We start from the raw sequence: 17,388 nt of genomic DNA on the forward strand, positions 1-17,388 counted from the left end.
GCCTTCAGGGGCAGATAAGTCATGACTTGCGCAAAGACGAGTTGACCCGAGTGCATGCCTGTCCCCAGCAGATGAGATCCGCCGAGCATGCCCCAAGTCCGGAAAACGATTCAAATCGTGGACAAGGGAAAAGTCAGATTTATTTAAATAAATCATGGGGTTACGTTAAGTCTGATGGCAAACGTTGGGACACTAGTGAAAAAGGATCAATTCATGGCACGGCAATATTTCGGGACAGACGGCATTCGCGGCACAGTGGGGCAAAGCCCGATCACCCCCGATTTTATCTTGCGCTTGGCTCACGCGGTCGGCCGTGTCTTGAAGACCCAGGAGGCGCATCCTGTGGTTTTGATCGGTAAAGACACCCGCATTTCCGGTTACATGCTCGAAAGTGCTCTGGAGTCGGGCTTCAACTCGGCAGGGGTAGACGTGGTCTTGCTCGGGCCTGTGCCCACTCCCGCTGTGGCTTATCTGACACGGGCGCAACGCGCTTCCTTAGGCGTCGTCATCAGCGCCAGCCACAACCCGTTTGCAGACAACGGCATCAAATTCTTCAGCGCTCAAGGTCAGAAATTGCCTGACGTCTGGGAGGAAACGGTTGAGGCCCGGTTGCTGGAGGCTCCTGTTTGGGTGGATTCGGCCGCCCTCGGCAAGACCCGGCGTTTGGACGATGCGGCAGGCCGTTACATTGAATTTTGCAAAAGCACTTTCTCCAACGACCTGACCCTCAAGGGACTGAAGATCGTGGTGGACGCGGCCCACGGAGCGGCTTACCAGATCGCGCCCAAGGTCTTTCACGAGTTGGGGGCCGAGGTGGTCGCCATCGGTTGTGCGCCCGATGGCCTGAACATCAACAAGGGCGTCGGTGCGACCCACCCCGATGCGCTGGTGCAGGCCGTCAAGGACCACCGGGCCGATTACGGTGTGGCCCTCGATGGCGATGCTGACCGCCTTCAGCTGGTGGATGCATCGGGGCGCTTGTTCAATGGTGATGAATTGTTGTACCTGATGGTCGCCGACCGTTTGGCTCGGGACGAAGCTGTGCCCGGTGCCGTGGGCACCTTGATGACCAATCTGGCGGTAGAGATTGCCCTGCAAAAACGAGGCGTGCAATTTGTGCGGGCCAAAGTGGGAGACCGTTACGTGTTGGAGGTCTTACACGACAAAGGTTGGTTGCTCGGTGGCGAAGGCTCGGGCCACTTGCTGGCCTTGGACAAGCACACCACGGGAGATGGTCTGGTCAGTGCTTTGCAAGTGCTGCAAGCCTGTGTAAGCAGTGGTCGGACCATGGCGCAGCTGCTCGAAGGGGTCAGTCTCTTTCCGCAAACCTTGATCAATGTGCGCCTTTCGCCCGGTTTTGATTGGCAAGGTCACGCTCCTTTGTGGGCGGCCAAACAAGCCGTCGAGGCCGAGTTGGGCGATTCCGGGCGGGTTTTGATTCGTGCCAGCGGCACCGAACCCTTGGTCCGCGTCATGGTGGAGGCCCGGGATGCGGCGCAGGCGCGTCAATGCGCTGAACGGATTGCGGCGACCTTGGTATGAGGCCCCCTTAACTGTTCAGTTCCACGTTCGATTGGGGCCGGACTTGGATGTGCACGCCCAACTCATGTGGTGGGGCATGTCAAAGTTCTTTGAGGGCGTCTTTTTTAGTAGATCAGCCGGTCCGGCTTGATCTCTTGCAAGATCGTGGTGGCGATTTCTTCGATGGACTTGGTCGTAGTCGACAACCAACGGATGCCTGATCGGCGCATCATGGCTTCACCTTCAGAGACTTCCATACGGCAGTTTTCAAGGCTGGCGTAACGCGAGTTGGGGCGGCGCTCCGTGCGGATTTCTGACAGACGCTCCGGTTGAATGCTCAGGCCAAAGATTTTCGAGCGATGTGGCATCAGCGCAGGCGGCAGCTGTTTGCGCTCAAAGTCCTCCGGGATCAAAGGGTAGTTGGCCGCTTTCAAGCCGTGCTGCATCGCCAAATAAAGGCTGGTGGGGGTTTTGCCGCTGCGACTCACACCCACCAAAATGACATCCGCCGACTCCAGATCGCGATTCGATTGACCGTCGTCGTGCGCCAGCGAAAAATTGATGGCTTCGATCCGGTCGTGGTATTCCTTGCTTTTGCTCACATCTGAAAAACGTCCCACCCGGTGGTGCGACTTGATGCCGAGCTCGGCTTCGAGTGGATTGACAAATGTACCGAACATGTCGAGCAGCATGCCCTGGCAATGTTCTTGAAGCACTTTGAGGACATCCATGTTCACCAGGGTGGTGAACACAATGGGTTTGGTGCCTTCCGTATCGGCGGTGTGGTTGATCTGCCGCACCGCTTGGTGCGCTTTGTCGATGGTGTCTGTAAATGGCAATCGAACATGGCGAGACTTCATGTCGAATTGGGCCAGGATGGCGTTGCCAAAAGTTTCGGCGGTGATGCCTGTGCCGTCAGATACGAAAAATACAGTGCGTTTTGGCATGCTCGTCATTTATTTCAATTGCTGGGGTCAACATGACCCCTAAAATCAGTCAATTATCCACCGCTGTCCGCTCGGGGTTCTATTCAAAGAACAACACAACCCTGGCCTGCACCATGGAGCCGGGTTTTAACTTTGGAGCTTTGCATGTCTGATCTTTTCAGTGAGACCGCTTTGGTCGTTCCCTTTGAGTTGTTGCGCATGTCCGACGTCGAGTCGGTCGGGGGCAAAAACGCCAGCTTGGGGGAGATGATTTCCCAATTGCCTTCGGGCGTGCGTGTGCCCACGGGCTTTGCCACCACCGCTCACGCTTTTCGCCAGTTTTTGGCGTTTGGTGGCCTGACCGCGCGCATCAATGCCCGACTAGATGCCCTGGACACTGAGGACGTGCGCGCCTTGGCCGCAGCGGGTGCCGAAATCCGCGGCATGGTCGAAGCCCAGCCCTTTCCCATTGACTTGGAAAAAGCCATCCGCGATGAGTTTGTGCGCTTGCAGGGCAACAACCCGGAGTCTTCGTTTGCGGTGCGTTCTTCGGCCACTGCCGAAGATTTACCCGATGCCTCATTTGCCGGTCAGCAAGAAACCTTTTTGAACGTGGTCGGTATCGACGATGTTCTTCATAAGATGAAAGAGGTGTTCGCCTCTTTATACAACGACCGCGCCATCAGCTACCGCGTGCACAAAGGCTTTGCCCACGCCGACGTGGCGTTGTCAGCAGGCGTGCAGCGCATGGTGCGCTCTGATTTGGGTGCGGCGGGCGTCATGTTCACCATCGATACCGAGTCGGGCTTCGAAGACGTGGTGTTCATCACCTCCAGCTACGGTTTGGGCGAGACGGTGGTGCAGGGTGCAGTGAACCCTGATGAGTTCTATGTCCACAAGCCGATGCTGGCAGCCGGCAAGCGCAGCGTGATCCGTCGCAACCTGGGCTCCAAGCTCATTGAGATGGTGTTCGCCAGCGCGCAAGAAAAAGCTTCTTCGGGCAAGCTGGTCAAAACCACCGACGTGCCCACCGAGCTGCGCAACCGCTACAGCCTGACCGATGATGAGGTCGAGCAATTGGCCCGCTACGCGGTGGTCATCGAACAGCATTACGGTCGCCCCATGGACATCGAGTGGGGCAAGGATGGCACCGACGGCTTGCTTTATATTTTGCAGGCCCGCCCAGAGACCGTGAAAAGCCAGGCCAAAGGCACGCCCGAGCTGCGCTACAAACTCAAAGGTAAAAGCGCCATCTTGGCTGAGGGCAGGGCGATTGGTCAAAAGATTGGCACCGGCCCGGTTCGCCTGGTTCACCACATCAGTGAGATGGACCAAGTTCAGCCGGGCGATGTGTTGGTGACTGACATGACCGACCCCAACTGGGAACCGGTGATGAAGCGCGCCAGCGCCATCGTGACCAACCGAGGTGGACGAACTTGCCACGCCGCCATCATTGCTCGCGAGCTGGGCATTCCTGCGGTGGTCGGTTGTGGCAATGCCACCGAGCAATTGACCGAAAGCAGTCTGGTCACTGTCAGCTGCGCCGAGGGCGATACCGGGCACATTTACGATGGACTGCTCGAAACCGAAATTAGCGAGATCCAGCGTGGCGTGCTGCCTGAGATCAAAACCAAAATCATGATGAACGTGGGCAATCCCCAACTGGCCTTTGACTTTGCCCAGCTGCCCAATGCCGGCGTGGGCTTGGCCCGTCTGGAGTTCATCATCAACAACAACATTGGCGTGCATCCCAAGGCCATCCTGGATTACCCCGCCATCGATCCAGATCTAAAAAAAGCAGTGGAGTCGGTAGCCCGTGGCCACGCATCCCCCCGCGCTTTTTACGTTGACAAGGTCGCCGAAGGCGTGGCCAGCATCGCCGCGGCCTTCTGGCCCAAGCCGGTCATCGTGCGACTGTCGGACTTCAAGAGCAACGAATACCGCAAGCTGATTGGCGGCAGCCGCTACGAGCCGGAAGAAGAAAACCCGATGCTGGGTTTTCGGGGTGCTGCGCGCTACATCAGCGCAGACTTCGGCGAGGCTTTCGCCATGGAGTGCGAAGCCCTTAGGCGGGTACGAAGCGAGATGGGCCTGACCAATGTGCAGATCATGGTGCCCTTTGTGCGCACCTTGGGGCAAGCCGAGAAGGTCACGCAACTGCTGGCCAGCCAAGGTCTGCGCCGTGGCGAAAACGAGCTCAAGGTGATCATGATGTGCGAGGTGCCGAGCAACGCCATCCTCGCTGAGCAGTTTCTTGAGTTTTTTGATGGTTTCTCGATTGGTTCGAACGACCTGACTCAGCTGACTTTGGGTTTGGACCGCGACTCAGGCATGCCGCTTTTGGCTGCTGATTTTGACGAGCGTGATCCTGCCGTGACGGCCTTGATTTCTCAAGCCATCAAGGCCTGCTTGTCCAAAGGCAAATACATTGGTATTTGCGGTCAAGGCCCATCGGATCATCCGGACTTTGCGCATTGGTTGATGGACCAAGGCATCAGCTCGATCTCGCTGAACCCGGACACTGTCATCGAGACTTGGACAAATCTGGGACGCTGAACCTGAGGTCTCCACATGATTAGGACAAGGCGATGAACCAACCCCTTGACGTCGCCATGTCTTCGGCTTATCGCTGGCGACTGCACCGCAACGTCCTGATTTATGTTGTTTTTCTTCTGAGTTTGATCGGGGTGATGGCCTGGGCTGAGCGTTCAGGCCTGTCGCGCAACTTGATCGGCCCGATCTTTCTGTTCAGTACGGTCATGATCTACGCGCTGATCGGAATCGCGGGCAGAACCACGAACGAGGACGAATATTACGTGGCCGGTCGGCGTATCCCGGCCATGTACAACGGCATGGCCACGGCGGCAGACTGGATGAGCGCGGCCTCGTTCATCAGTCTGGCGGGGGCGCTGTACCTGCAAGGCTTTTCCGGCAGCGGCAACCAGCCTGGTGGCCTGGCCTATGTGATCGGCTGGACCGGCGGTTTTTGTTTGGTGGCTTTGTTGATTGCCCCTCAATTGCGTGCCATGCGCTTGTACACCTTGCCCGACTACTTCGACCAGCGCTATGGCGGTCGATGGCCACGAGTGATTGCGGCACTGGCCTCTGTGCTGTGTTCGTTCACCTATGTGGTTGCCCAGATCTATGGCATTGGTCTGATCGCTTCAAGACTCACCGGTGTGCAATTCGAAATTGGTATTTTGTTGGGCTTGGGCGGTGTTTTGCTGTGCTCTTTTCTGGGAGGGATGCGGGCCATCACCTGGACCCAAGTGGCGCAGTACATCATGCTGCTGTTGGCCTTTCTCATTCCGGTGTCCTGGCTGGCTTACAAACAGCTGGGCAACCCTGTGGCACCTTGGGTCTATGGTGCGCAGTTGTCGGCCATTGCCAGCATCGAAAAGCGCCTGATGGACGACCCGGCCGAGCTGGAAGTGCGCCGCGAATACGCTCAGCGGGCCAAACTCTATGCTGTGCGCTTGCAAGATGTGGACGCTGCCATGGTCGATCTGCGACAGGAATTGGAGGAAAAAATCCGCTTACTCAAAGCGCAGGGGGCTGACTTCGCGATCATTGCCCAAGTCCGCCGAGAGCTGCTGGCTGTGCCGAACGAAGCCTCTGCTGCACGCGAGTTGTGGACCCGTGCGAAGCACGACAACCTGGAGCGTGCGCGGCCTTTGGGCGGCATGCCGCCGCATGCGCAGGCTTTCACCGGGGAACCCGATGGCGGGCTGGCCCAGGAAAAACTGTTCAGTGAGTCGCGCTTGAATTTTTTGGCCCTGGTGTTTTGCCTAATGATTGGCACGGCAGGATTGCCGCATTTGTTGACCCGCTTCTACACCACGTCTTCGGTATCCGAAACGCGCAGTTCAGTGGCCTGGTCCTTGTTTTTCATCGGCCTCATTTACCTGAGCGTGCCCGCTTTGGCTGTTTTGGTGAAGTTCGAGGTGCTCAATACCTTGGTGGGCAGCAGCTTTGCCGACTTGCCCAGTTGGATGGCGCAGTGGGCCAGGTTGGACTCGGCCTTGCTGTCGTTTTCGGACGTCAACGGTGACGGTATTTTGCAACTGGGTGAGCTCAAACTCGGGGCAGACATGATCATGTTGGCCACGCCCGAATTGGGCGGAATGCCGTTTGTGGTGTCTGGGTTGGTGGCAGCCGGCGGGCTGGCCGCCGCTTTGTCGACAGCCGATGGTTTGCTGTTGACGATCAGCAATGCTTTGGTGCGCGACATGCGGCCCAATGGCGTCAATGGCCCCAAGTCTTCGGAAGGGCGTGTGATCCTGTCCAAGTTCGCTTTGCTGGCGGTGGCCATGCTGGCGGCGGTGGTGGCTGCTTTCAAGCCCGCAGAAATCCTGGCTTTGGTGTCGGCCTCTTTTTCGCTGGCTGCATCCGCCTTTTTTCCAGGCATGGTGCTGGGTATGGCCTGGCATCGGGTGCATCGTGCGGCGGTGGTGCTGGGTATGTTGTCGGGTTTGGGGGTGACGATTTTTTACATGGTGGTCAATGCCCCTGGTTTCCGCCATTTTTGGGATTTGGACCCTCATGGCGGCTTGTGGTGGGGTATTCAGCCCTTATCTGCAGGCGTTTTTGGGGTCCCTGTTGGTTTTGTGGTCATGGTGCTGGCCACCTGGCTGATCCCGCAGAGCCTGATGGGCCCAAACCTGCGTTCACAGGCGCCCCAGGCCGATCCGTCCAATAACTATCCGGGACTGTGATGTTCAGGCTATAATTATGGGCTTCGCCTTGCTGCACCCCGACAGACGCTGGGGGCAGCTATTCCAACCATTTGGGTTAACCTCAAGGAGTCTCAATGCGTCATTACGAAATCATTTTGCTGATCCATCCTGATCAGTCCGAACAAGTGCCGGCCATGCTGGAGCGCTACAAAGGCATGATCACTGCCGGCGGTGGCAGCATTCACCGTGTGGAAGACTGGGGCCGCCGTCAGTTGGCCTATCAGATCAACAAACTGGGCAAAGCGCACTACCTGTGCGTGAACATTGAAGCCGACCAAGCCGTGATGGCCGAACTCGAGCACGCCTTCAAGTTCAACGATGCCGTGCTTCGTCACCTGACGGTGCTGAAGAAAAAAGCCGACGCCGGTCCTTCCTCTATGATGAAGACGGTCGAGCGCGAAGAAGCCCGCAAGTCACAACAAGCCGAATTCGCCGCTTGACACGTGCCTGTTGAGGAGTGAACCGTACCGAACTGAAAGCCTGTATTGCCGAGCACGCCGCTTTGCGATATACCCCCGCTGGTTTGCCTGCTCTTGATTTGATTCTGGAGCACGCCTCTGAAGTACAAGAGGCCGGTCAAATGCGCAAAGTCCAGTTGAAACTTCGTGCCTTGGCCATCGGGTCATTGGCCGAAAGACTGGCCAAGCAAGCGGTAGGCAGTGTCTGGACGTTTCAGGGCTTTTTGGCCACCCCTCGACAAGGCAAAAGTGTCGTGTTGCATATTCAAGAGTTTCAGCAAGATTAATTTCAGGAGGCCCCATGGCCACGTTCAAAAAATTCAACAAAGACAAGCGCCCTAAGCGCAACACCCAGTCACTGCTGTTCAAGCGCAAGCGTTTTTGCCGCTTCACGGTGACTGGCGTCGAAGAAATCGACTACAAAGATGTGGACACCTTGCGTGACTTCATCGCCGAAAACGGCAAAATTATCCCTGCGCGCCTGACTGGCACCCGTGCCATTTTTCAGCGCCAGCTCAACACCGCCATCAAGCGTGCACGCTTCTTGGCCATGTTGCCCTACACCGACCAGCACAAAGTCTAAGGAGTCCAACCATGCAAATCATTCTGCTCGAAAAGGTTGTGAACCTGGGTAATCTGGGCGATATCGTCAAGGTCAAAGACGGCTACGCTCGTAACTTTCTGATCCCCCAAGGTCGTGCACGTCGTGCGACCGAAGCCAACAAGGCTGAGTTCGAAGCTCGCCGCGTTGAATTGGAAAAGGCCGCTGCTGCCAAATTGGCCGAAGCCCAGGCCCAAGGCGAGAAATTGTCTGGCCTGGTGGTCAAGTTGTCGCAAAAAGCCGGTGTGGATGGCCGTTTGTTTGGTTCCGTGACCAACCACGACATCGCCGAAGAGCTGAACAAGCAAGGCTACAAACTTGTCAAGTCCCAGATCCGCATGCCTCACGGCCCCATCAAGGTGGTGAGCGACTCCACAGTGTCGGTGGCATTGCACACCGACGTGGTGGTGGACTTGACCGTGACGGTGTACGGCGAAACAGCTTGATTTTCGTTGCGTTCTGAAAAGCCGTCGGGCCTTGTGCCTGGCGGCTTTTTTTATTTGGCATCGTGATCTGACTTTTACAGAACAGCACACCGGATGCACAGAGCTTATCCACAGCCTTATCTCAAACTTGCAGCGTTTTTGCGACTACCATGGTCTTTTGAGGCCTTTTAACCATGTCCGCCGTTTTTGCTTCTTCCTTGAATTCCTTCAACTCTGACCTTACCGGCGATAACCCGGTGGCTAAGCTGCGCGTGCCGCCGCATTCGATTGAAGCCGAGTCCAGTGTTCTGGGCGGCTTGTTGCTGGACAACGGCGCCTGGGACCGTGTGGGGGATTTGCTGGTCGACAACGACTTTTACCGGCACGAACACAAGCTGATTTATGCGGCCATTGGGGCGCTGGTCAATGCTTCCAAACCTGCCGATGTCATCACGGTGAACGAGCAGTTACAAAACCAGGGCAAGGCGGAGGAAATGGGTGGCTTGGGCTACCTGAATTCTCTGGCGCAGTACGTGCCCAGCGCCAGCAATATCCGTCGCTATGCCGAGATCGTGCGCGAGCGCTCGATTCTGCGCAAACTGGTGTCCGCCAGCGACGAGATCGCGACCAACGCCTTCAATCCCCAAGGCAAGGCGATTGACCGTATCCTGGACGAGGCCGAGCAAAAAATCTTCAACATCGGTGAAGAAGGCTCTCGAATGAAGCAGGGCTTTCAGTCGATGGACACGCTGGTGGTGGAGTTGCTCGACCGCGTGCAGGAGATGGCCAATAACCCAAATGACATCACAGGTGTGCCCACCGGTTTTTACGACCTAGACCGCATGACCTCGGGCCTGCAGCCAGGCGACATGGTGGTGTTGGCGGCCCGTCCTTCGATGGGAAAAACCGCGTTTGCAATCAACATTGCCGAGCATGTGGCCTTGAACGAGGGCTTGCCAGTGGCGGTGTTTTCGATGGAAATGGGCGCATCGCAGTTGGCGGTGCGTGTGGTGGGCTCGATTGGTCGCATCGATCAAGGTCATTTGCGCACAGGCAAGCTCAGTGATGACGAGTGGCCACGCTTGACAGAGGCCATTGAAAAACTGCGCACCGTGTCCTTACACATTGACGAAACGCCAGGCCTGACGTCGTCTGAATTGCGGGCCAATGCCCGGCGTCTGGCGCGCCAGTGCGGCAAGCTGGGACTGATTGTGGTGGACTATTTGCAGCTGATGAGTGGTTCGGGCGGTTCGGGCGGTGACAACCGCGCCACCGAACTGGGCGAGATTTCGCGGGGGCTGAAAATGCTGGCCAAAGAGCTGCAGTGCCCGGTAATTGCCTTGTCGCAGTTGAACCGCAGTGTCGAGCAACGCACCGACAAACGCCCCATGATGAGCGATTTGCGTGAGTCTGGTGCCATCGAGCAGGATGCGGACATCATCATGTTCATTTACCGCGACGACTACTACAACAAGGACTCCAAAGACCCGGGCGTGGCTGAAATCATCATCGGCAAGCAGCGTAACGGACCGACAGGCACGGTCCGCCTCACTTTCCTGAAGAACCTGACGCGTTTTGAAAGCCTGGCGTCGGGCCTGAGCGACGATTACTGAGGCCCGAAGGCATCTGGAGGGTCAGAGGGCTTCGCTGGCAAAGTCAGCCAGTCTGGAGCGCTCCCCGCGGGCCAAGGTGATGTGGCCGCCATGCGCCCAACCTTTGAAACGGTCTACTGCGTAAGTCAGGCCGGATGAGCCTTCGGTCAGGTAGGGCGTGTCGATCTGGGCGAGGTTGCCCATGCAGATGATCTTGGTGCCCGGACCTGCGCGGGTGATCAGGGTTTTCATCTGCTTGGGTGTCAAGTTTTGCGCTTCGTCGATGATCACGTACTTGTTCATGAAGGTGCGACCGCGCATGAAGTTCATGCTCTTGATTTTGATGCGGCTTTTGATCAGTTCGTTGGTCGCAGCGCGGCCCCATTCACCGGCGTTGCCTCCCTCGCCCTTGGCCAAAAACTCCAAGTTATCGTCCAGCGCCCCCATCCAGGGGCCCATTTTTTCTTCTTCGGTGCCGGGCAAAAAGCCGATGTCTTCGCCCACGCTCACAGTTGCGCGGGTCATAATGATCTCGGTGTAACGGCGATCATCCAGAACCTGAGTGAGGCCAGCGGCCAGGGCCATCAGGGTTTTGCCAGAGCCAGCGGTGCCCGCCAGCGTCACAAAGTCTACGTCCGGATCGGTCAACAAATTCATCGCGAAGTTCTGTTCTCGATTTCGTGTGGTGACGCCCCACACCGCATTCTTTTGGTGGTTGAAGTCCTTCAGGGTACGCAGCACTGCTGTTTTTCCACGAATTTCAGTGACTCGGGCATACAAGCTGGGTTCCCCGGGCGCCTCGAAATACACGAATTGATTCATGAACAGACTCGGCACGATGGGGCCGCTGATGCGGTAGAAGGTGTGGGTGCCTTGCTGCCAGCTTTCCACCGTTTTCCCATTTTTGAGCCAAAAGTCAGGCGGCAAAGCCATGGAACCTGGGTACAACAGGTCGCCGTCTTCCAGGGTCTTGTCATTTTGGTAGTCCTCTGCCTGGAGCCCCAAAGCTCGGGCCTTGACGCGCATGTTGATGTCCTTGGACACCAGCACCACTTCACGAGGTGCATGCAGTTGGCCCAGTGCCTTGACCACGCCCAGGATCTGGTTGTCGGCTTTGCCCTGCGGCAGTGCTAGGGGCAGGCTCAGGTCGAGCGCCTGAGTCTGGAAAAACAACTGCCCTGAGGCATCCGAGTGGCCTGTGACACTTAAGGGCGAGCCTTGGCTCAGGTCATGCCCTTGTCCTGAGGCCAAAGCGTCGAGCGATCGGCTGGCCTGGCGCGCGTTGCGGGCGACCTCGGTCATGCCTTTTTTGTGGCCGTCGAGCTCTTCCAGCACGATCATCGGCAAAAAGACGTCGTGCTCCTCAAAACGGAACAAGCTCATCGGGTCGTGCATCAGTACATTGGTGTCGAGAACAAAGAGTTTGCTCGGGCCATTGCGGCGTTTGGTTCTGGCCGATACGGGTTTGCTCCCCCGACGGGCTGACGCACCTGAAGCGGGCCTGGACTCGGCCTTCGACATGTTTTCGGGTGCAGTGTCTGAAGGGGGCTGTGCCTTCAAAGGGGGCATAGGCGTCATTGATATGGCTTCGTTCTTACGTGGTTTTGAGGTACGTTTTACCGAGCTGGCTTCGGGTGTCTCGCTGGCCAATCCCCTTTTCGTTTCGATTTGCACCATGACTGGTACATCGGTTTGCGTCTCGCTGCTTTCAAAGGCTGTGTGGGTCAAGCGGCTGGCGCGGTGTATGGGAGCGGGGGGCAATGGCATGAACAAAGGCCTTTAGATGATTGAAAATACGGACACCAGAAAAAAGCCGCCAGGAAACCCAGGCGGCTTGATGTAAGTGATGTAGAGGGACTGCGTTTTAGCGTCATGAAATCATTATGCATGAGACCTGTGACAACACAGGCTGGAGACATCAAACCACAGCAGTGGCTTTTTTCAGGTCCTTGACGGCCTGCAACACTTCTTCGACATGGCCGGGTACTTTTAGGCCGCGCCACTCTTGCTTTAGAGTGCCGTCGGTCCCGATCAAGAAGGTGCTGCGCTCAATGCCTTTGACCTTTTTGCCGTACATGATCTTGTTTTTCACCACACCAAACATGTGGCACATCTTTTCTTCTGTGTCGGCGATCAACTCGAAGGGCAGCTCCAGCTTGGCTTTGAAATCGTCGTGCGATTTCATGTTGTCGCGGGACACGCCAAGGACCAAGGCGCCGGCCTTTACGAAATCTTTGTATTTGTCGCGAAACTGCATGGCTTCGGTGGTGCACCCAGGGGTGTTGTCTTTGGGATAGAAAAACAAAACAACGGTTTGACCAACGTGGGAGATGTTTGAAACTTTTAGACCGCTGGTGGCATTGGCTTCAAATTCGGGAAGGGGTTTGTTGAGAACGATCGCCATTGAACTTTATCTCGCTTGACTGGTTGAGCGGGTGCCACCATTGCATGGTGTCAATTTCGCTAAAGGCCTTTGGCCTCGACAGCCTTCTATTTTACCCTGAACAGCCATTTGCATTTGTACGCAAGGAGCAGTGAAAAAAACAACGAAAGAATGCATGCTTTAGGACTCTATCAAAAGCAGGGCGACCACCTTGCGTCCTTCACTGGCCAGGATGTTGTAGGTGCGACATGCCGCTGCAGTGTCCATGGTTTCTACGCCGATGCCACGCATGATCAAGTCCTGCAGCCATTGCGGCTTGGCAAAGCGCAGTGTTTGTCCGCTGCCGAACAAGACGAGCTCGGCACCGCTTTGGGCCCATGGGCTGAAGTCGCTTGAGCCAAGTGCTTCGAAATGGCCCGTCGCCCAGGTGGAAGACGACAAATTGGGCAGGCTGCTCACGGCCAAGGACTGTGTATGCCGCACCCCATTGACTTCGATCCAAGCCCTGTCGTAAGCATTGATGGTTGGGGCATTGGATTTGTCGGGCTGGAGTTTCATGGGGTGGGACAAGTGAGGGGAAGCGCAATTAAAGGCCAAGCTCTGAAAACTGTGCCGGAGAGGCCGAAGAAATGTGGTCAAATTATAGGTTTTCCCTTATCCACACTGCCTTTGGAGGCACTTTGAAGCCCATTCAGAAATCTGCCAAGCTCGCCAACGTTTGTTATGACATTCGCGGACCCATCATGGACCGAGCGCGTCAGATGGAAGAAGACGGCCACAAGATCATCAAACTGAACATCGGCAACCTGGCGGTTTTTGGTTTTGATGCACCCGAAGAGATTCAGCAGGACATGATCCGAAACCTGCCCAATTCGGCGGGATATTCGGACAGCAAAGGCATTTTTGCCGCACGAAAAGCGGTGATGCACGAGACCCAAAAGCAAGGCATCTTGGGCGTTACGTTGGACGACATTTACTTGGGAAACGGGGCCAGCGAATTGATCGTGATGGCCACCAACGGATTGCTCGACGATGGTGACGAGTTGCTCCTGCCTTCACCTGATTACCCGCTGTGGACGGCGGCGGCCAGTTTGTCTGGGGGCTCACCTGTACATTACCGTTGCGATGAAGCCAATGGCTGGATGCCCAATTTGGACGATATCCGTGCCAAGGTCACACCGCGCACCAAAGGCATTGTGGTCATTAACCCCAACAACCCCACAGGCGCCTTGTACTCCGAAGAGCTGCTCAAGGGCATCGTGGCGATTGCCCGCGAGCATGGTTTGGTGATCTTTGCCGATGAGGTGTACGACAAGGTTTTGTACGACGGCGTCAAGCACACGCCCTTGGCCAGTTTGTCGCAAGACGTGGTGACATTGACCTTCAACTCCTTGTCCAAAAGCTACCGCTCGTGCGGTTACCGTGCGGGGTGGATGGTGATTTCGGGCGACAAGAAAAGAGCCCGTGATTACATCGAGGGCCTGAACATGCTTTCCAATATGCGTTTGTGCGCCAACGTGCCGGGCCAGTGGGCCATTCAAACAGCCTTGGGTGGACACCAGAGCATCAATGAATTGGTGGGCGAGGGCGGTCGCCTGCGCAAGCAGCGCGATTTGGCGCACCAACTGATCACGGCGATCCCGGGTGTCAGCTGCGTCAAACCCCGTGCTGCTTTGTACATGTTCCCCAAGCTCGACCCCAAAATCTACCCGGTGCAGGATGACCAGGATTTCTTTTTGCAACTCCTCGAAGAAACCAAGGTCATGCTGGTCCAGGGTACGGGCTTCAACTGGCCCGATGCCGACCATTTCCGGATCGTGTTTTTGCCCCATGAAGACGACTTGCGCGAGGCCATTGCCCGCGTCGCCCGTTTTTTAGAAGGGGCACGCCAACGTTTTGGCACCGATGTCGTGTTGGCCTGAATTCAATCCCTGCCCGAGCCATTCGGGCGCATTGCAGTAAAGAAGATAAAAATGAATCCGATCAAAGTGGGCCTCTTGGGCATGGGCACTGTAGGCAGCGGCACTTTCAATGTGCTCAAGCGCAACCAGGAAGAAATCCAGCGCCGTGCAGGCCGTGGCATTGAAATCACCATGGTGGCCGATCTGGACGTGGCGCGGGCCCAAGCCCTGGTGGGCGAAGGCGTTCAGGTGGTAGGCGATGCCCGCGCGGTGATTGCCAACCCCGAGATCGATATCGTCATTGAGTTGATTGGTGGTTACGGCATTGCCAAAGCACTGGTGATGGAGGCCATTGCCGCAGGCAAGCATGTGGTTACTGCCAACAAGGCCTTGCTGGCGGTGCACGGCACCGAAATTTTTGCAGCCGCTCAGGCCAAGGGCGTGATGGTGGCTTTCGAAGCGGCCGTGGCAGGCGGCATTCCGATCATCAAGGCGCTGCGCGAAGGCTTGACGGCCAACAGCATCCAGTGGGTGGCGGGCATCATCAACGGCACGACTAACTTCATCTTGTCCGAGATGCGCGACAAGGGCCTGGACTTTGGTGTGGTGCTCAAGGAAGCCCAGCGACTGGGTTACGCCGAAGCCGATCCGACCTTTGACATCGAAGGTGTGGATGCCGCGCACAAAGTGACCCTGATGAGCGCGATCGCCTTTGGCATTCCGGTGCAGTTTGACAAAGCCTATGTCGAAGGCATCACCAAGTTGGGCGCAGCCGACATCAAGTACGCCGAGCAGTTGGGCTACCGCATCAAGCTTTTGGGCATCACCAAGCGCACCGCGCAAGGCATTGAGTTGCGCGTGCACCCCAGCCTGGTGCCGACCCAGCGCCTGATTGCGAATGTGGAAGGCGCGATGAACGCCGTGATGGTGCAGGGTGACGCTGTGGGCACCACTTTGTATTACGGCAAGGGAGCGGGTTCAGAGCCCACCGCCAGCGCCGTGATCGCCGATTTGGTGGACATCACCCGTTTGCACACCGCCGACCCCCTCAACCGCGTGCCGCACCTGGCTTTCCAGCCGGGGGCCATGAGCAACTTGGCCGTATTGCCGATGGCCGAGGTGGTGACCAGCTATTACCTGCGTTTGCGTGTGGCCGATCAGGCGGGCGTGCTGGCCAAGCTGACAGGTTTGCTGGCCGAGGCCGACATCAGCATCGACGCGGTGTTGCAGCGAGAGGCCGACCAGGTTAGCCAAGCAGGTGAAAACCAGACCGATGTGATCATCCTGACCCACGACACGCGTGAAGGCACTCTGAACGAGGTGTTGGCCCAGATGCAAGCCTTGCCCACCGTGATGGCGCCCATCGTGCGCATTCGCAAGGAAGAGTTGAACTGATGCGTTACCTGTCGACCCGTGGTCACGCTGACCGCAAACAATTTTGTGAAATCCTGCTCGAAGGCCTGGCGCCCGACGGCGGCTTGTACCTGCCCGAATGCTACCCGCAGATTGATGCTGCGACGCTGACCCGCTTGCGCGAAGTCTGGCAAAGCCAGGGCTATGCGGATTTGGCTTTTGAGGTGCTGTCGCTCTACATCGACGACATTCCACGCGATGACTTGCAGGCTTTGTGCCGCAAGACCTACACACTTGAAGTGTTCGGCACGAAAGAAATCGTGCCGCTCAAGCCTTTGCAGGCCTCGGGTCAAGCACAGCCCGAGATGTTCCTCGAAGCCCTGTCCAACGGCCCCACTTTGGCCTTCAAAGACATGGCCATGCAGTTGTTGGGCAACTTGTTTGAGTACGAATTGGCACGGCGCGGCGAAGCGCTGAACATTTTTGGCGCCACTTCGGGTGACACGGGCAGTGCGGCCGAATACGCCATGCGCGGTAAAAAGGGCGTGCGCGTTTTCATGACCAGCCCGAATGGCCGCATGAGCCCGTTTCAGCAAGCGCAGATGTTCAGCCTGCTCGACGAGAACATTCACAACATCGCCATTGAAGGCGTGTTTGACGACTGCCAGGACATCGTCAAGGCCGTCTCCAACGATCTGGAGTTCAAGCGGAAATACAAAATTGGCACCGTGAATTCCATCAATTGGGCGCGTTTACTGGCCCAGGTGGTGTATTACTTCGCCGGTTACTTCCAGGCCACCCAAAGCAACGACCAAAAGGTCAGCTTCACGGTGCCGAGCGGCAACTTTGGCAATGTGTGTGCCGGCCATGTGGCCCGCATGATGGGCCTGCCGATTGACCGCCTCATTGTGGCCACCAACGAAAACGATGTGCTCGACGAGTTTTTCCGCACCGGCGTTTACCGTGTGCGCGGCACGGCCGACACCCACGAAACCTCCAGCCCCTCGATGGACATTTCTAAGGCCAGCAACTTCGAACGCTTTGTGTTCGACCTGCTGGGGCGCGATGCGGTCCAAACCAAAGCCATTTTTGGCGAAGGTCTGAGCCGCCTAGGCTTCTTCGACTTGTCGGGCGACCCACGCTTTGCCCAAGCTGCCACCACCTATGGTTTTGACAGCGGCCGCAGCACCCACGCCGATCGCTTGAAGACCATACAAGATGTGTTTGCCACCTATGGTGTGATGATCGACACCCACACCGCCGACGGCGTCAAGGTGGCGAAAGAGCTCTTGAACTCACGGGTGCCGATGATCGTGCTAGAAACCGCTTTGCCCATCAAGTTCGCCGCCACCATCGTGGAAGCTTTGGGCCGCCAGCCTGAGCGCCCACCGCAGTTTGAAGGCATCGAAGCCTTGCCCAAACGCGTGCAGGTCATGAAAGCCGATGTGGCTTTGGTCAAGGCCTACATCCAGCAGCACTGCGACTGACAGCC

At 56.9% G+C, this 17,388-nt stretch carries 15 protein-coding genes; 11 read left to right on the forward strand and 4 right to left on the reverse strand.

Features of this window, described 5'->3' with window-relative positions:
- Window positions 1–213: 213 nt before the first annotated feature.
- On the forward strand, window positions 214–1,542 hold the full coding sequence (glmM, locus tag B9Z49_RS11725; RefSeq protein ID WP_108353772.1) for a phosphoglucosamine mutase: 1,329 nt from the start codon (window positions 214–216) through the stop codon (window positions 1,540–1,542).
- Window positions 1,543–1,646: 104 nt separating this feature from the next.
- On the opposite strand, the gene B9Z49_RS11730 is transcribed toward glmM, so the two are convergent.
- Window positions 1,647–2,468: a pyruvate, water dikinase regulatory protein gene (locus tag B9Z49_RS11730; protein WP_108353773.1), complete on the reverse strand. Its 822-nt coding sequence runs from the start codon at window positions 2,466–2,468 to the stop codon at window positions 1,647–1,649.
- Between the two features lie 144 nt (window positions 2,469–2,612).
- Between B9Z49_RS11730 and ppsA the strand changes: the two genes are divergently transcribed.
- From ppsA to dnaB, 7 genes are all read left to right on the forward strand, one after another.
- Window positions 2,613–5,003 (forward strand): phosphoenolpyruvate synthase, encoded by a 2,391-nt coding sequence (gene ppsA / locus B9Z49_RS11735; protein WP_108353640.1) that lies wholly within the window; start codon window positions 2,613–2,615, stop codon window positions 5,001–5,003.
- A 32-nt stretch (window positions 5,004–5,035) separates the two neighbouring features.
- Window positions 5,036–7,162, forward strand: a complete 2,127-nt coding sequence (locus tag B9Z49_RS11740) for a VC_2705 family sodium/solute symporter (protein WP_233254603.1) — start codon at window positions 5,036–5,038, stop codon at window positions 7,160–7,162.
- Between the two features lie 95 nt (window positions 7,163–7,257).
- A complete protein-coding gene (gene rpsF, locus B9Z49_RS11745) occupies window positions 7,258–7,623 on the forward strand; it encodes a 30S ribosomal protein S6 (RefSeq protein ID WP_108353641.1) in 366 nt (121 codons plus the stop codon).
- 17 nt (window positions 7,624–7,640) lie between these two features.
- On the forward strand, window positions 7,641–7,928 hold the full coding sequence (gene priB, locus B9Z49_RS11750; protein WP_108353642.1) for a primosomal replication protein N: 288 nt from the start codon (window positions 7,641–7,643) through the stop codon (window positions 7,926–7,928).
- A 14-nt stretch (window positions 7,929–7,942) separates the two neighbouring features.
- Window positions 7,943–8,224, forward strand: coding sequence for a 30S ribosomal protein S18 (gene rpsR / locus B9Z49_RS11755; RefSeq protein WP_019427495.1), 282 nt, complete (start codon window positions 7,943–7,945; stop codon window positions 8,222–8,224).
- 11 nt (window positions 8,225–8,235) lie between these two features.
- Window positions 8,236–8,688 carry a 50S ribosomal protein L9 gene (rplI, locus tag B9Z49_RS11760; protein WP_108353643.1) on the forward strand — a complete coding sequence of 151 codons (453 nt, stop codon included), beginning with the start codon at window positions 8,236–8,238 and terminating at the stop codon, window positions 8,686–8,688.
- 173 nt (window positions 8,689–8,861) lie between these two features.
- Window positions 8,862–10,280, forward strand: coding sequence for a replicative DNA helicase (dnaB, locus tag B9Z49_RS11765; RefSeq protein WP_199225046.1), 1,419 nt, complete (start codon window positions 8,862–8,864; stop codon window positions 10,278–10,280).
- Between the two features lie 21 nt (window positions 10,281–10,301).
- Here dnaB and B9Z49_RS11770 read toward each other — a convergent pair whose 3' ends face one another.
- The 3 genes from B9Z49_RS11770 to B9Z49_RS11780 form a co-directional block, all read right to left on the reverse strand.
- Window positions 10,302–12,026 carry a PhoH family protein gene (locus B9Z49_RS11770; protein WP_108353775.1) on the reverse strand — a complete coding sequence of 575 codons (1,725 nt, stop codon included), beginning with the start codon at window positions 12,024–12,026 and terminating at the stop codon, window positions 10,302–10,304.
- Window positions 12,027–12,177: 151 nt separating this feature from the next.
- On the reverse strand, window positions 12,178–12,663 hold the full coding sequence (locus tag B9Z49_RS11775) for a peroxiredoxin (protein ID WP_108353644.1): 486 nt from the start codon (window positions 12,661–12,663) through the stop codon (window positions 12,178–12,180).
- A gap of 159 nt (window positions 12,664–12,822) precedes the next feature.
- A complete protein-coding gene (locus tag B9Z49_RS11780) occupies window positions 12,823–13,200 on the reverse strand; it encodes an Mth938-like domain-containing protein (RefSeq protein WP_108353645.1) in 378 nt (125 codons plus the stop codon).
- Between the two features lie 122 nt (window positions 13,201–13,322).
- Between B9Z49_RS11780 and B9Z49_RS11785 the strand changes: the two genes are divergently transcribed.
- The 3 genes from B9Z49_RS11785 to thrC are packed head-to-tail and all read left to right on the forward strand — an operon-like array spanning window position 13,323 to window position 17,383.
- Complete coding sequence (locus B9Z49_RS11785; RefSeq protein WP_108353646.1) at window positions 13,323–14,564, forward strand: pyridoxal phosphate-dependent aminotransferase; 1,242 nt, start codon at window positions 13,323–13,325, stop codon at window positions 14,562–14,564.
- 51 nt (window positions 14,565–14,615) lie between these two features.
- Entirely contained in the window at window positions 14,616–15,938 is a 1,323-nt protein-coding gene (locus B9Z49_RS11790; RefSeq protein WP_108353647.1) for a homoserine dehydrogenase, read from the forward strand.
- Window positions 15,938–17,383, forward strand: coding sequence for a threonine synthase (gene thrC / locus B9Z49_RS11795; RefSeq protein WP_108353648.1), 1,446 nt, complete (start codon window positions 15,938–15,940; stop codon window positions 17,381–17,383). The genes B9Z49_RS11790 and thrC overlap by 1 nt, the downstream gene beginning before the upstream one ends.
- Window positions 17,384–17,388: the final 5 nt, after the last annotated feature.

The organism is Limnohabitans sp. 2KL-51, assembly GCF_003063645.1.
Lineage (GTDB): Bacteria > Pseudomonadota > Gammaproteobacteria > Burkholderiales > Burkholderiaceae_C > Limnohabitans_A.

Coding starts and splice junctions, on each gene's coding strand:
- dnaB (WP_199225046.1), top strand. CDS start 8,862: ATGTCCGCCGTTTTTGCTTCTTCCTTGAATTCCTTCAACTCTGACCTT.
- ppsA (WP_108353640.1), top strand. CDS start 2,613: ATGTCTGATCTTTTCAGTGAGACCGCTTTGGTCGTTCCCTTTGAGTTG.
- B9Z49_RS11775 (WP_108353644.1), bottom strand. CDS start 12,663: ATGGCGATCGTTCTCAACAAACCCCTTCCCGAATTTGAAGCCAATGCC.
- glmM (WP_108353772.1), top strand. CDS start 214: ATGGCACGGCAATATTTCGGGACAGACGGCATTCGCGGCACAGTGGGG.
- B9Z49_RS11730 (WP_108353773.1), bottom strand. CDS start 2,468: ATGCCAAAACGCACTGTATTTTTCGTATCTGACGGCACAGGCATCACC.
- B9Z49_RS11790 (WP_108353647.1), top strand. CDS start 14,616: ATGAATCCGATCAAAGTGGGCCTCTTGGGCATGGGCACTGTAGGCAGC.
- rpsF (WP_108353641.1), top strand. CDS start 7,258: ATGCGTCATTACGAAATCATTTTGCTGATCCATCCTGATCAGTCCGAA.
- thrC (WP_108353648.1), top strand. CDS start 15,938: ATGCGTTACCTGTCGACCCGTGGTCACGCTGACCGCAAACAATTTTGT.
- rplI (WP_108353643.1), top strand. CDS start 8,236: ATGCAAATCATTCTGCTCGAAAAGGTTGTGAACCTGGGTAATCTGGGC.
- rpsR (WP_019427495.1), top strand. CDS start 7,943: ATGGCCACGTTCAAAAAATTCAACAAAGACAAGCGCCCTAAGCGCAAC.
- B9Z49_RS11740 (WP_233254603.1), top strand. CDS start 5,036: ATGAACCAACCCCTTGACGTCGCCATGTCTTCGGCTTATCGCTGGCGA.
- B9Z49_RS11780 (WP_108353645.1), bottom strand. CDS start 13,200: ATGAAACTCCAGCCCGACAAATCCAATGCCCCAACCATCAATGCTTAC.
- B9Z49_RS11770 (WP_108353775.1), bottom strand. CDS start 12,026: ATGCCATTGCCCCCCGCTCCCATACACCGCGCCAGCCGCTTGACCCAC.